At 39.4% G+C, this 15,337-nt stretch carries 11 protein-coding genes; all 11 read left to right on the top strand.

The features are described from left to right. The first annotated feature begins 10 nt into the window (after nucleotides 1-10). The 11 genes from ygfK (at nucleotide 11) to xdh (ending at nucleotide 15,328) form a co-directional block, all read left to right on the top strand. Nucleotides 11-3,016, top strand: a complete 3,006-nt coding sequence (gene ygfK, locus IGJ37_RS09760; protein WP_252671564.1) for a putative selenate reductase subunit YgfK — start codon at nucleotides 11-13, stop codon at nucleotides 3,014-3,016. 29 nt (nucleotides 3,017-3,045) lie between these two features. Then, nucleotides 3,046-4,419 carry a dihydropyrimidinase gene (gene hydA, locus IGJ37_RS09755; protein ID WP_252671565.1) on the top strand — a complete coding sequence of 458 codons (1,374 nt, stop codon included), beginning with the start codon at nucleotides 3,046-3,048 and terminating at the stop codon, nucleotides 4,417-4,419. A gap of 23 nt (nucleotides 4,420-4,442) precedes the next feature. Further along, nucleotides 4,443-5,636 (top strand): diaminopropionate ammonia-lyase, encoded by a 1,194-nt coding sequence (dpaL, locus tag IGJ37_RS09750; protein WP_325815086.1) that lies wholly within the window; start codon nucleotides 4,443-4,445, stop codon nucleotides 5,634-5,636. Beyond that, nucleotides 5,627-6,952, top strand: coding sequence for a YgeY family selenium metabolism-linked hydrolase (locus IGJ37_RS09745; protein WP_002362247.1), 1,326 nt, complete (start codon nucleotides 5,627-5,629; stop codon nucleotides 6,950-6,952). The genes dpaL and IGJ37_RS09745 overlap by 10 nt, the downstream gene beginning before the upstream one ends. Nucleotides 6,953-6,990: 38 nt before the next feature. Continuing rightward, nucleotides 6,991-8,184 (top strand): knotted carbamoyltransferase YgeW, encoded by a 1,194-nt coding sequence (gene ygeW, locus IGJ37_RS09740; RefSeq protein WP_002359643.1) that lies wholly within the window; start codon nucleotides 6,991-6,993, stop codon nucleotides 8,182-8,184. A 240-nt stretch (nucleotides 8,185-8,424) separates the two neighbouring features. Next, complete coding sequence (gene arcC / locus IGJ37_RS09735) at nucleotides 8,425-9,369, top strand: carbamate kinase (protein ID WP_104659330.1); 945 nt, start codon at nucleotides 8,425-8,427, stop codon at nucleotides 9,367-9,369. Between the two features lie 14 nt (nucleotides 9,370-9,383). Beyond that, on the top strand, nucleotides 9,384-9,764 hold the full coding sequence (locus IGJ37_RS09730) for a RidA family protein (protein ID WP_002356593.1): 381 nt from the start codon (nucleotides 9,384-9,386) through the stop codon (nucleotides 9,762-9,764). 93 nt (nucleotides 9,765-9,857) lie between these two features. Next, nucleotides 9,858-11,177 (top strand): nucleobase:cation symporter-2 family protein, encoded by a 1,320-nt coding sequence (locus IGJ37_RS09725; RefSeq protein ID WP_002356594.1) that lies wholly within the window; start codon nucleotides 9,858-9,860, stop codon nucleotides 11,175-11,177. Between the two features lie 93 nt (nucleotides 11,178-11,270). Continuing rightward, nucleotides 11,271-11,630 carry a winged helix-turn-helix domain-containing protein gene (locus IGJ37_RS09720; protein ID WP_002356595.1) on the top strand — a complete coding sequence of 120 codons (360 nt, stop codon included), beginning with the start codon at nucleotides 11,271-11,273 and terminating at the stop codon, nucleotides 11,628-11,630. Next, entirely contained in the window at nucleotides 11,627-12,634 is a 1,008-nt protein-coding gene (locus IGJ37_RS09715) for an XdhC family protein (RefSeq protein WP_174120846.1), read from the top strand. The genes IGJ37_RS09720 and IGJ37_RS09715 overlap by 4 nt, the downstream gene beginning before the upstream one ends. Before the next feature lie 120 nt (nucleotides 12,635-12,754). After that, nucleotides 12,755-15,328 carry a selenium-dependent xanthine dehydrogenase gene (gene xdh, locus IGJ37_RS09710; RefSeq protein ID WP_174120847.1) on the top strand — a complete coding sequence of 858 codons (2,574 nt, stop codon included), beginning with the start codon at nucleotides 12,755-12,757 and terminating at the stop codon, nucleotides 15,326-15,328. Nucleotides 15,329-15,337: the final 9 nt, after the last annotated feature.

Raw genomic sequence — 15,337 nt, 5'->3', positions numbered from 1 at the left:
AGTGACGTTAATGAGTGATATTATGCATCCCATCTCAATTGAGGCTTTATTAAATTGGATTTTTAGTGAGTATCAACAAGATGGCACAATTTTTGGCATTCGTAAATTTTATCATGCGGATCCTACAAAAACGATTTCGTTATTTGGAGAAAAAATGGAAACCCCTTGTGGTCCAGCAGCAGGTCCTCATACACAATTAGCACAAAATATTATTGCGGCCTATTTAACAGGTTCTCGTTTTTTTGAAGTTAAGACAGTCCAGATACTGGATGGAGAAGATTTACCTGTGAGTAAACCATGTATCGCAGCAGCAGATGAATGTTACAACGTTGAGTGGTCCACAGAATTGCGCGTTCCCCAAGCTTATGATGAATACGTCAAAGCATGGTTCGTTTTGAAGTTACTTAGTAAAGAGTTCGAGCTAGGTGACCCGAATGGTTTCATTTTTAATATGAGTGTTGGCTATGATTTGGCAGGGATTCAATCACCAAAAATTGATCGTTATATTAACGAAATGCAGAACGCAGAAGGAACGCCGATTTGGGCGGAATGCCAAGCAGCTGCCAAAAAATATCTATCTTATTTTAAAAAAGTAGATGACTTATATATCGAAGCAATTAGTCCTAAAGTCTGTCATTCTATTACGTTGTCGACTTTACACGGTTGTCCATCAGACGAAATTGAACGAATTGCGGCCTATTTATTAAGTGAAAAAGGGCTCCATTCTTTTATTAAATGTAATCCAACCATGTTAGGTTATGAATATGCGCGTCAAACGATGGATGAGCTAGGGTTTGATTATATGGTTTTTGACGATCACCATTTTAAAGAAGATTTACAATTTGAAGAAGCAGTACCGATGTTACAACGTCTGCAATTATTAGCTAATAGTAAAAATCTAAGCTTCGGAGTTAAAATTACGAACACTTTCCCGGTAACGATTGCAGCAAATGAATTACCTGGTGATGAAATGTACATGTCAGGACGTTCGCTATTTCCTCTTAGTATTTCATTGGCACAAAAATTATCAGAAGCATTTGATGGGAAACTACAAATTTCTTATTCTGGCGGTGCAGATATTTTCAATAGTAAAGAAATATTCGATGCTGGGATTTGGCCAATCACTATGGCAACGACGCTGTTGAAACCTGGTGGCTATCAACGAATGAATCAAGTTGCTAATGTATTAAGCGCAGCAGAATATCCTCAGATGGTTCATGTCAACTTGGATAAATTAGCTCAAGTTGTTGAGAAAGCTAAAACACAAGCACGTTACCAAAAATCAATTAAATTACCAGAAAGTACCAAACTAAGAAAAACAGTTCCGTTAACAGATTGTTATATTGCTCCTTGTAGAAGTGACGGTGGTTGTCCAATCAATCAGGATATTCCTGCTTACCTTCGTTATGTAAGTGAAGGTAATTATTTAAAGGCCTTGCAAGTAATTGTCGATAAAAATCCATTGCCTTTTATTACTGGAACCATTTGTGCACATCCTTGTATGACTAAATGTACACGTCAATTTTATGAAGAATCTATTCATATTCGGGAAGTGAAGTTAGAAGCAGCTGAACATGCTTATGATGAATTATTGACGACACTAGAAAAGCCACAGCCAAAAGAAAATGCACCTAAAACAGCTGTTGTGGGTGGAGGTCCTGCAGGGATCTCTGCTGGGTATTTATTAGCACGTGAAGGCATGCCTGTTACTGTGTTTGAAAAATCCAAGACAATTGGGGGCGTTTGTAGCCAGATTGTACCAGAATTTCGAATTTCTATGGAATCTGTTCAAAAAGACGTTCAGTTAGCGGAATTTATGGGAGCTGAATTCCGTACAGGACAAGAGGCGCCATCATTGGCGGAATTGAAAAACCAAGGCTATACGAATGTTATTTATGCCATTGGTGCATGGAAACATGGGGTCCTTCGTTTAGAATCTGGTCGGGCATTGAACTCGTTAGAATTTTTAAAAGCAAACCGAGAAAATCCAACGATTAATCCTTACGGAGAACAGATTGTCGTCGTTGGTGGCGGAAATACAGCTATGGACTGTGCTCGTGCAGCCACAACATTACCTGGTGTTAAAAAAGTCTCAGTGGTTTATCGTCGGAATAAACGCAATATGCCAGCAGATGAAGAAGAACTTTATTTAGCCTTAGAAGATGGCGTTGACTTTTTAGAATTACTTTCGCCAATTAAACATGAAAATCAACAATTAACTTGTGAAAAAATGGTCCTAGGTGAACGAGATGCTTCTGGACGCCGTCGTCCGATTGGTACAGGAGAAATAATTGATATTCCTGCTGATACAGTGATTGCCGCTGTTGGTGAAAAAGTAGATACAGAGTTTTACCAAGCATTAGGCATTCACACGGACAACTATGGGAAAGTCGTTTCAAATCAAGAAACATTGGAAACAAATATACCAGGCGTCTATGTCATTGGTGACGCTAATTTAGGACCAGCCACAATTGTTGAAGCAATCGCTGATGCAACCAAAGCGGCCAATAATATTTGTCTTGTCCACAATCATCACTATGAAAAAGATAATTTAAATAGTGATGTCGCATTTGTTAGAAACAAACGGGGTATCCTTGTGACAGACGAGATGTCTTGTAGTCAAGCTAGTCGTTGCTTAGAATGCTCCACAATTTGTGAATCTTGTATGGATGTCTGTCCAAACCGAGCAAATATTGTTGTGTATGTCGAAGGAAAACCACAAATTGTCCATGTTGATCGGATGTGTAACGAATGTGGTAACTGTGAAACATTTTGCCCTTATGCAAGTGCCCCTTACAAAGACAAATTTACCTTATTTAATAGTGAAGCTGATTTTTATGACAGTACTAATTCAGGTTTCTATGTTCAAAATCCTGTGGATAAAATTTGTTTACTGCGTCTATGGGGAACGGTGTCAACAATTCAATTAACAGATCAAGGATTAGATGTACCAGAAGATTTAATTGCATTAATGGTAACTATGATTGAAGAATATGCTTATTGTATGCAAGCATAAAAGGAAATTTACGACTGGGGGATAAATAAATGTCTATTCTGCTCAAAGGTGGAACCGTCGTATCTGCATATAATCGTCGTCAATTGGATATTCGAATTGACGGCGAGCAAATTGTAGAGATGGGGGCAAATTTACCAGTAGAAAATTCTCAGATTGAGGATGTTACGGGGTGTTATGTATTACCAGGCTTTATTGATGCGCATACGCATCTGGAATTAAATAATGGCAAAGGTTCGTTAAGTACGGCGGATAACTTTACCACTGGAAGCCAAGCGGCGGTGGCCAAAGGTACGACTACGGTTATTGATATGGCTACACCTAATAAAGGCGGCTCATTGAAAGACTGTTTAGCTACTTGGAATCAATTGGCTGAAGGCAAGAGTTCATGTGATTATACTTACCATATGTCCATGATTGAATGGAAACCAACGATAGCTGCTGAAATTCAGGAAATGGTTGCTGCAGGTATTACTTCCTTCAAAATGTATATGGCTTATGATAACTTACGGACCACAGATGCGGAAATTTTTGAAGCGATGAAGGAAATAAAAAAAGTTAATGGAATGTTAGGCGTTCATTGTGAAAATGGTGATTTAGTAGATGAATTAATCCAATCATATGTTTCTCAAGGAAAGCTAACCCCGCACTATCATCCGTTATCAAGACCGGCGGCGGTTGAAGCAGAAGCGGTAGCAAGATATTTGATGATAGCGGAAATGGCTGATTTGCCGGTTAATATTGTGCATTTAAGCACAAAACGATCATTAGAAGCGGTGGAACGGGCTCGTCAAAGAGGACAATCAGTTTATGTAGAAACTTGCCCTCAATATCTTTTACTAGATGATCACTTGTACGATGCGCCTAATTTTGAAGCAGCAAAATATGTCTGCTCACCGCCACTACGCAAACGAGAGGATCAACAGGCTTTGTGGCAAGGGATTAAAGAGGGGGCAATCAATACAATATCGACAGATCACTGTAGTTTTAATTTTCACGGACAAAAAACAGTTGGCAAAGATGATTTTAGTAAAATTCCCAATGGGATGCCAGGTGTTGAAACGAGACCAGAATTAATTTACACGGAAGGTGTGGCGAAGGGCCAAATCACCTTGGAAAAAATGGTTGCTTTGCTTTCTGAAAATATTGCTAAACAATTCTCGATGTATCCACAAAAAGGTGTGGTGCAAGAAGGCAGTGATGCCGATTTAGTTGTTTGGGATCCTAGAACAACCGGCGTGATTGCTGCGAGAACGCAGTTACAAAATGTCGATTATACGCCGTATGAAGGATTTGAAACACAAGGACAGGCTCGAATGGTTTATTTAAGAGGTCAAAAAGTTGCTGAAGCTGGGCAAGTCATCTTGGCAAATCAAGGAAAATTTGTTTTTCGTAAAGCAACTTAAAAATAGAAGGAGGAGAAGTATTTTTGGAAAAAATTAAATGGACAGCAAATGAAATGCCGAAGACGGAGGATAAGTACTTACCTCTGATGTCTAAAGAAAAAATTGAGAAAGCTTTGGCTTTTCACAAAAGTTTTCCACAGTATTCAGAAACACCATTAGCAGAATTGAATCATATGGCCGCGTATCTGGGGTTAAATGATTTCTTTGTTAAAGATGAATCTTATCGCTTTGGTTTAAATGCTTTTAAAGTATTAGGTGGTTCGTTTGCCATGGCTAACTATATTGCCGAAAAATTAAAGAAAGATGTTTCGGAACTAACATATGATGAATTAACTTCTGATCAATTACGATCAGCTTTTGGACAAGCTACGTTTTTTACAGCAACTGATGGCAACCATGGACGAGGAGTCGCTTGGGCTGCGAATAAATTAGGCCAAAAATCAGTTGTACTCATGCCGAAGGGTTCAACACAGACGAGAAAAGAAAATATTGAAAAAGAAGGCGCAACCGTCACAATCGAAGAAGTTAATTACGATGAATGTGTGCGAATGGCTAATAAAATGGCCGAAGAAACTGAAAACGGTGTCATGGTTCAAGACACCGCTTGGGACGGATATGAAAAAAATCCGACTTGGATTATGCAAGGATACGGAACGATGGCGTTAGAAGCCTCTCAACAATTAAGAAAATTTGGCTCTGAACGACCTAGTCATGTTTTTGTTCAAGCTGGTGTCGGCAGTTTAGCTGGGGCGGTGATTGGTTATTTTGCTAATGCTTTTCCAGAAAACCCACCGATTATGGTCGTAGTTGAGGCACAGGCGGCTGACTGTTTATATCAATCAGCAATTAAAAAAGACGGAGAAATTCGCTTTGTCGATGGTGATTTACAGACAATTATGGCTGGCCTAGCATGTGGAGAACCTAATACGATTTCTTTTGATATTCTAAAAAATCATACATCCTTCTTTGTTTCAGCACCAGATTGGGTTTCTGAAAAAGGAATGCGTATGTTGGGCGCGCCATTAAAAGGGGATCCGCAAGTTGTATCAGGCGAATCTGGGGCAGTAGCAATGGGCTTAGTAGCTACAGTGATGCAAGATCCCGACTATCAAGAATTACGTGAGGCATTGCAACTGGATGAGACGTCAAACGTTTTAATGTTTTCTACCGAAGGGGACACTGATCCAGACAATTATAAAAAAATTTTATGGAGGTAAAAGGAATGGATTTTAATGCAGTAAATGCAGCAGCAGAAGGTTACAGAGAAGATATGGTCAAATTTTTAAGAGACCTTGTCAAAATTCCAGGAGAAAGTGCAGAAGAAGGCAACAAAATTGCGCGAGCAAAAGCCGAAATGGAAAAATTAGGTTTCGATAAAATTGACATTGATCCTCAAGGAAATTTACTTGGTTATATGGGGTCTGGTGAAAAATTAATTGCTTTTGATGGGCACATGGATACTGTCGGAATTGGTGAAATGAGTAACTGGAAATTTGATCCTTACGATGGCTATGAAACAGAAACTGAGATCGGTGGTCGCGGTACGTCTGACCAAGAGGGCGGGATTGTTTCGGCTATTTATGGCGCTAAAATCATGAAAGATTTAGGTCTATTATCAGAAAAATACACTGCTTTAGTAACAGTTACTGTCCAAGAAGAAGACTGTGACGGCTTATGTTGGCAGTACATTATCAAAGAAGACGGTATCCGTCCAGAATTTGTTGTTTCAACAGAGCCAACAGATGGTGGGATTTATCGTGGTCAACGAGGCCGAATGGAAATTAAAGTTGATGTCAAAGGCGTTTCGTGTCATGGCTCAGCACCAGAACGTGGAGATAATGCCATTTACAAAATGGCGGATATCTTACAAGATGTTCGTGCCTTAAACAACAATGGAGATACAGAAAGCACAGCGATTCGTGGTTTAGTTCGTATGTTAGATCCTAAGTACAATCCAGAGTGGCAAGAAGCCCGTTTCTTAGGACGTGGTACGGTGACTGTTTCGCAAATTTTCCATTCTTCACCAAGTCGGTGTGCTGTTGCGGATGGCTGTACCGTTTCACTAGACCGTCGAATGACTGCTGGAGAAACTTGGGAAAGTTGTTTAGAAGAAATTCGCAATTTACCAGCTGTTAAAAAATATGGAGATGATGTGACGGTTTCAATGTACAACTATGATCGTCCTTCTTATACGGATTTAACTTATGAAATTGAATGTTATTTCCCAACGTGGGTAATTCCAGAAAATCATGATGTAACAAAAGCCTTGATGGAAACGCATAAAAATCTCTATGGAGAAACACGGAAAGGCTCTGTAGAAACAGTGGAAATGCGTGAAGAACGCCCATTGTTAGATAAGTGGACCTTCTCAACAAATGGCGTTTCAATTATGGGACGTAATGGCATTCCTTGTATTGGTTTCGGGCCAGGGGCCGAAGCACAAGCACATGCACCAAATGAAAAAACTTGGAAAGATGATTTGGTTCGTTGTGCAGCCGTTTATGCGGCATTACCAACGGTCTATTGTGGTTAAGTAAAGGATTATTAGACAAGAAAAAAGGAGCAGATGGAATGGAAACGTTTAAAGAATATATTGAGAAATTAGATAAATTAGAATTTGAAAAAATGTACGAAAATGACTTTTTCCTAACTTGGGAAAAAACAAGAGATGAATTAGAAGCTGTTTTCACAGTTGCCGATACATTACGCTATTTAAGAGAAAATAATATTTCAACTAAAATCTTTGATAGTGGCTTGGGGATTTCTTTATTCCGCGACAACTCTACAAGAACACGTTTTAGTTTCGCTTCAGCGTGTAATCTTTTGGGCTTAGAAGTTCAAGATTTAGACGAAGGAAAAAGTCAAATTTCTCACGGAGAAACTGTTCGTGAGACAGCAAACATGATTTCTTTTATGGCTGATATCATTGGTATTCGTGATGACATGTACATTGGTAAAGGCAATGCTTACATGCACGAAGTATCAGAATCTGTCCAAGAAGGATATAAAGATGGGGTATTGGAACAGCGCCCAACGTTAGTGAATTTACAATGTGATATTGACCATCCGACGCAAGCAATGGCGGATGCGTTGCATTTAATTCATGAATTTGGTGGCATTGAAAACCTGAAAGGGAAAAAAGTTGCCATGACTTGGGCGTATTCACCATCTTATGGAAAACCATTATCTGTTCCTCAAGGAATTGTTGGTCTAATGACCCGTTTAGGAATGGATGTCGTCTTAGCACATCCAGAAGGTTATGAAATTATGCCAGAAGTAGAAGAAGTTGCGAAGAAAAATGCGGCAGAATTTGGTGGAAACTTTACTAAAACGAATAGTATGGCAGAAGCATTCAAAGATGCGGATGTTGTTTATCCGAAAAGCTGGGCACCTTTTGCGGCAATGGAAAAGCGAACTGAATTATATGGCAATGGTGACCAAGCAGGAATTGATCAATTAGAACAAGAATTACTTTCTCAAAATAAAAAGCACAAAGATTGGGAATGTACAGAAGAATTGATGAAAACAACGAAAGACGGCAAAGCTTTGTATATGCATTGTCTACCAGCTGATATTACTGGTGTAAGTTGTGAAGAAGGCGAAGTGGAAGCTTCTGTTTTCGATCGTTATCGGGTCGAACTTTACAAAGAAGCTAGCTACAAACCGTATGTTATTGCGGCTATGATTTTCTTAAGTAAAGTAAAAAATCCGCAAAAAACCTTAACAGACTTAGCGGATAAAGCGACACCAAGAGAAGTAAAATAATGAATTTGGCATGAAGACAGATGCTTTTTCTTTACACAATGAATCATTAGAAGTTGCCTCTTCAACATGAACAAATAAGACCTTCCCAAGTCTATTCATGAATGTGTGATTGTCTCGAGTCAAGAACGCTTAGTCATGTGCGTTGACTTCATGCAACGACAACAGACAGTTAATACGAAAACTCGTTGTGAAAAAGAAAAAGCATCGTCCTTTTTATAAAACAGAAAATGAGGTGAAGCAATGGGCAAACGCGTCGTAGTAGCTTTAGGTGGCAATGCTTTAGGAAATAATTTGACGGAGCAGATGACTGCCGTAAAACAGACCTCCAAAGCGATTGCAGATTTGATTGAAGCAGGATATGAAGTTATTTTATCTCATGGCAATGGTCCTCAAGTGGGGATGATTCAATTAGCTATGGAAGAATTTTCCTTTAATAATCCACAATATCCAGTTGTTCCGTTATCCATGTGCGTAGCCATGAGTCAAAGTTACATTGGCTATGATTTAGAGAATGCGCTACAAGAAGAGTTGCGTCAGCGAAATATAAGTAAAGCCGTCACCACCATAGTCACTCAAGTGGTCGTGGATGAAAATGATCCGGCGTTCAAAAAACCAACGAAACCAATTGGTCGCTTCATGACAAAAGAAGAAGCAGAACAATTAGTCAAAGAAAAAAATATACAAGTGATGGAAGATGCTGGCCGTGGTTATCGCCAAGTCGTCGCTTCTCCTAAACCAAAAAATATTGTCGAACTTCTCACGATTCAAACATTGGTTGATACTGGCCAAACAGTCATTGCTGGCGGCGGTGGTGGCATCCCAGTCATTCAAGAAGGGAACCGACTAAAAGGTGTCAATGCAGTCATCGACAAAGATTTTTGTAGTGAACGACTGGCTGAACAAGTGGATGCTGATCTGCTCGTGATTTTAACAGCAGTTGAAAAAGTTTGTATTAATTTTGGTAAAGAAAATCAAGAAGCCTTAGGGAATGTTTCAACAGAAAAAATGAAACAATATGCGCAAGAAGGTCAGTTTGCTCCAGGTTCAATGTTACCAAAAGTTGAAGCAGCGATTAAGTTTGCTGAATCTAAGCCAGGTCGAAAAACATTGATTACGTTATTAGAAAAAGCCAAAGAAGGATTATCTGGAAAAACAGGGACTTTAATTGAAAATAAAGAATCATAGAATGGAGGAAAACGATGACAAACAAAATGATTAATTCTGCACAGGCACCAGCTGCTGTAGGACCTTATTCACATTCTGTCTTAGCGGGAAATACGTTGTACATTTCTGGACAACTAGGATTAGATCCGCAATCGGGCGAAATGAAGGCTACAGTGGAAGAACAAGCAAAACAAGCCTTTATCAATTTAGGTTCGATTTTAAAAGAGGTCGAGATGACCTATGATAATGTTGTGAAAACAACGGTGTTTTTACAACATATGTCTGATTTTAGCAAAATTAACGAAATCTATGGGAATTACTTTTCAGAAGTTTTGCCTGCACGTTCTTGTGTAGAAGTAGCCAAGTTGCCAAAAGATGGTTTATTTGAAATTGAAGCAGTTGCTGTCAAAGGATAATTTTTAAGATGTTTCTGAGGGAAAAAGGATTGCATTCTTTACTGATTGAGGGGAACAATCCTTTTAGAATAAAAAGAAGAAGGAAACGATCCTATGAATGAAAAAAAAGAGCAAGCATTATTTGAATATGATGCGAAACTATCAATTTCTGAAGCAATTCCGATGGGATTGCAACACGTTGTCGCAGCAGTAGTAGGGATTGTCACACCGGGAATTATGATTGCCAAAGTTTGCCAATTAAGTCCTAGTGATACGACTATTTTGATTCAAACATCATTGATTTTTTCAGCAGTTGCAACGTTAATTCAACTTTTCCCTATTTTTGGAAAAGTGGGTTCACGGTTACCAGTTATGATGGGGGCAAGTTTTGCGTATGTACCGATTTTGATGGCCATCGGAGCTGATTTTGGAATTGCAGCAATTTTTGGTTCCCAATTAGTTGGCAGTATTCTTGTTATTATTGTTGGTTTGTTCATTAAAAAAATCCGTGTGTTGTTTCCGCCTTTAGTAACAGGAACGGTTATTTTAAGTATTGGCCTATCCCTGTTTCCTGTTGCGATTAAGTATATGGCAGGAGGAGCTGGTAGTGCTGATTTTGGTTCAGCCCGGAATTGGTTAGTTGCATTATTAACCTTTGCGATTGTCTTTTACTTCAATTATTTTGCAAAAGGATTTTTGAAGTTATCAGCAATTTTAAACGGAATGGTTATTGGCTATTTGATTTCTTTAGCTTTAGGGATGGTTAGTTTTGAGCCAGTTCAAAATGCTAAAATCGTTCAGGTAATTACCCCGTTTCACTTTGGACTGGATTTTCAATTGGTACCAATCTTTACGCTTGTGGTGATGTTTATTGTTGATGCTGTTCAAGCCATCGGTCAATTTACAGCAACAACGGTTGGGGCAATGGATCGGGATGCAACGGATGAAGAATTATCTGGCGGAATTATGGGGAGTGGTTTCACTAACTTTATTGGCAGTTTATTTGGATCAATCCCAGTGGCAACTTTTGGACAAAATGTTGGTCTGGTTACGGTAACAAAAGTGATTAATAAATATGTTCTGGTTTTCGCTTCAGTTATATTATTAATTGCTGGTTTTGTTCCGAAAGTAGCTGCGTTATTAACTACGATTCCTTACGCGGTAATTGGTGGTGCAACGATTTCAGTTTTTGCTTCTATTTCTATGACAGGTATTCGGATGATTGCTTCGCAGGAAATGACTCCTCGAAATACTGGGGTTGTCGGAACAGCTCTAGCATTTGGAATTGGTGTCACATTGTCTACTGGAAGCTTAGCTGGTTTTCCAACTTGGGTAACAACGATTTTCGGTAATTCGGAAGTTATCTTAACCACTTTGGTAGCAGTCCTTTTAAATGTCATTTTAAAACCAAAAAAGCGTGTAGCACTTGAGTGAAGATTGCTTTTTTTGATACGAAAGTGAGTAAGCTTTCGTATCCTTTTTCCCTTACGTTATCTATAAAAAAATGAACGAATAAAGGAGGAGAAGATGTTTACGTATTCCCTAAACTTAAAATTAAAAACAGATCGGAACTTTTTTGGTCCTGGCGTTGTCGAAGTTTTACAAAAAATTCAGCAAACTGGGTCACTAAACTTAGCGGCAAAAGAGATGAAAATGTCTTATAATAAGGCATGGCGGATTGTGCGGGTAGCTGAAGAAGAGCTATCTTTTCCATTAATTATCAAAAGCGTTGGCGGTTGTAATGGTGGCGGGTCAATTGTTACGGATCAAGGAAAAGAGTTGATTGATCAATATCTTTTATTTGAGAAAAAAGTGTATCAACAGGTAGAGGCATGCTTTGAAGAAATATTTAAAGAACAGGATGTAGTATCGGAGGAACTGAAATGAGAGAAGTATTTCAGCGTTTGAAACAGGCAATATTGGAAAAGCAAGACACGATGTTATTAACGATTGGTACAAATTCAGGATCCACACCACGAAGTCAAGGGGCTAGAATGCTGGTTTCCGTCGAAGGTAGAATAGCCGGAACTGTTGGTGGTGGCGCGGTTGAATTTCAGGCTGAACAAGTGGCAAAAAAGCTACTTATTGAGAAAGAAAATGCACAACGTCAATTTATTTTAGCCCCGAATAATATTGCTGATTTAGGCATGGTCTGTGGCGGAAATGTCACGATTTTTTTCCATTATCTTTCATGGGAAACGCCATTTTTAAAAGAGTTGTGTGAGTCCTTAGAAACGCATTTTCAAAATAATCAACAAGGTTGGTTAATGACTGAACTAGATCAAAACAATTTAGGAAAAGTATCCTTTTATAGTGAAACAGGCGAATTGATTGGTTCCACTTCTTGGGAGGGGGAATTAAGTTTGCTACCTAAAGGTATCCATTGTGAGCAAAAAGAGGAAATCACTTTTTTAACAGAAGCGATCCTCCAAGTAGGGAAAGTGTATATTTTTGGAAGTGGTCATGTCGCACGCGCATTGGTACCTATTTTAAACTATTTATCGTTTTATTGCGTTGTAGTGGACGATCGTCCAGAATTTTTGACGGCACAAGCTTTTCCACAAGCTGAGGAACTACGGGTTATTCCTTTAGAAAATTTAGCTGCGTTTATTGAAATAACGGCGGACGATTATGGTATAGTAATTACCAGAGGACACAATTTTGATTTCATCGTTGCCAAACAGTTATTGGAAACACCAGCCAAATATATTGGCGTGATGGGGAGCAAACACAAAATTGCTTCACAAGTTCGACGGTTAAAAGAGGTCGGTTATACAATGACTGAAATTGAAAGAATTTTCATGCCAATTGGCTTAGATATTGCAGCCGAAACACCAGAAGAGTTAGCGATTAGCATCGCGGGAGAATTAATTCAACAGCGCTATCAATAATGAGGACCTTCAAGTTAAACAAAAAAGTTTTTTTGCTAAAAAATAATTTTTAGAACGAAGATTTGTGGTATAATCTAGGTGATTGAACACTAAACTATATCAGAAATCGAGGTGCAAGAAATGTATTCAATTATTGTAAATGGTCAAAGTGAAACCTGTGAAACAAACAAAAAATTAATGGACTTTTTGCGGGAGGATCTGGGCCTAACTGGAACAAAAGATGGCTGTAACCAAGGCTCTTGCGGTGCATGTACGGTGTTAGTAAATGGAAAGGCTTCCAAAGCATGTTTGTTTACTCTAGAAAAATTAGCTGGTAAAGAAGTCACGACAATCGAAGGTTTAAGCCAACGGCAAAAAGATGTTTATGCCTATGCGTTTGCAAAAACGGGTGCAGTTCAGTGCGGGTATTGCATCCCTGGGATGGTTATTTCGGCACAAGGATTATTGAACAAGAAACCCGAACCCACAAAAGAAGACATTCAGAAAGCTTTACGAGGAAACATTTGTCGTTGTACAGGATATGTGAAAATAATAGAAGCCATTCAGTTAGCTGCTAAAATGTTTTGTGAAGAAACGAGCATTCCAGAAGAACATTCAAATGGTAAATTAGGGGAAGACTTCCAACGGGTCGATGCAGTGGAGAAAACCTTAGGCACAGGGATTTATGTAGATGACATTGACATAGAAGGAATGCTTCATGCATCTGCTTTGCGGAGTGCCTATCCTCGCGCAAAAGTTCTATCAATCGATAGTACCCAAGCATTGGCGCATCCTGACTGTGTGGCTGTGTTCACAGCTAAAGACGTTCCAGGAAATAATAAAATTGGTCATTTAGAATTTATTTCCGATTGGGATGTAATGATTCCAGAAGGTGAAATAACACGGTATGTTGGGGATGCAGTGGCACTCGTTGTTTCAAAAAGAAAAGAAACCTTACCAGAGATAAAAAATTTAGTGGAAGTTGATTACGAAGAAATGATACCGCTTACTTCTTGTGAAGCTGCTTTAGCAGAAGGTGCACCAGCTATTCATGAAAAGGGCAATATCTTGTCTCATGAACACTTGGTACGTGGTAATGCAGAGGAAGTGTTAGCAAATTCTGCGTTTGTAGTGACAGAACATTATTCCGTACCAATTAACGAACATGCCTTTATGGAACCCGAGTGTGCGATTGCACAGCCTGAAGGTGAGGGCATTTTACTCTTTAGTGCGGGTCAAAGTATCTATGATGAACAACGGGAAGTGGCTCGGATGTTAGGACTAGACAAGGAAAAAATTCATGTTCAATCAAAACTTGTTGGTGGTGGTTTTGGTGGAAAAGAAGACATGAGTGTTCAGCATCATGCATCCTTAGCCGCTTGGTTATTGAAGAAACCAGTAAAAGTACTGCTAAGCCGTGAAGAAAGTTTGATGGTTCATCCCAAACGCCATGGCATGGAAATGGACTTTACGACCGGCTGTGATGAAGAAGGCAATTTAACTGCAATGAAAGCAGTGATTTATGCGGATACTGGGGCCTATGCTTCTTTAGGAGGACCAGTATTGCAACGGGCTTGTACACATGCGGCAGGTCCCTACAAGTATCAAACGATTGATGTGGAAGGGTTTGCTGTATATACTAATAATCCGCCAGCAGGTGCATTTCGCGGATTTGGTGTTTGCCAAACGGCTTTTGCAATTGAAAGTAATTTAAACTTGTTAGCAGAAAAAGTCGGACTATCACCATGGGAAATACGCTTTAAAAATGCCGTCGCCCCAGGAGATACTTTACCGAATGGACAATTGGTCTCGAAAAATGCGGCGTTAAAAGAAGCCTTGTTAGCGGTTAAAGACGTCTATGAACAAGCGGAAGTTGCTGGAATTTCTAGTTTCTTTAAAAATAGTGGCGTGGGTGTGGGGCTACCTGATACAGGGCGTTGTATTATTTCTGTTGAAGAAGGAAAAATACATGTCCGCACAAGTGCTGCTTGTATCGGTCAAGGGATGGCAACCGTTACGACGCAAATTGCCTGTGAAACATTAAATTTACCACCAGAAATGATTGTTGCGGAAGCCCCTGATACAAGAAGAACACCCAATTCAGGAACGACAACGGCTTCGAGGCAGTCACTCTTCACAGGAGAAGCAACTAGAAGAGCGGCAATGCAATTACGGTATGAGCTTGATATGGGACGTGCTTTAAGTGATTTGGAAGGTGAAGAATTTTATGGGGAATATTCAGCGAAAACGGATCCATTAATTAATGATAAAAAAAGTCCAGTTAGTCATGCTGGCTATGGTTATGCTGCTGAAGTAGCTATTCTAGATGACAAAGGAAAAGTAGCTAAATTTGTGGCTGCGTATGATATGGGGCAAGTGGTGAATCCACGAGCTGCTGAAGGTCAAATTGAAGGTGGGATTGCGATGGGCATGGGGTATGCTTTAACTGAAAAATTTGCCTTAGAAGAAGGCTATGTTAAAGCAAAATATGCAACGCTAGGATTAGTGAACGCCACTCAAGTACCACCAATTGAAACAATTTTGGTTCATGCTGACAATCTTCACGAAGGTTTAGCTTATGGAATTAAAGGCGTAGGTGAGTTAGCAACGATCCCTACCGCACCAGCTTTAGCAGGCGCATATTTTGCCTTGGATGGTCAGCTCCGACCAAGTCTGCCTTTAGAAAATACCCCTTATCAAAAGAAAAAAAGATAAAAGGAGACA

The sequence above is a fragment of the Enterococcus sp. AZ104 genome, from assembly GCF_050546705.1.
Classification (GTDB): domain Bacteria; phylum Bacillota; class Bacilli; order Lactobacillales; family Enterococcaceae; genus Enterococcus; species Enterococcus faecalis.
Note: the sequence above shows the minus strand (reverse complement) of the source record. Positions and strands in the feature narration are given on the sequence as shown.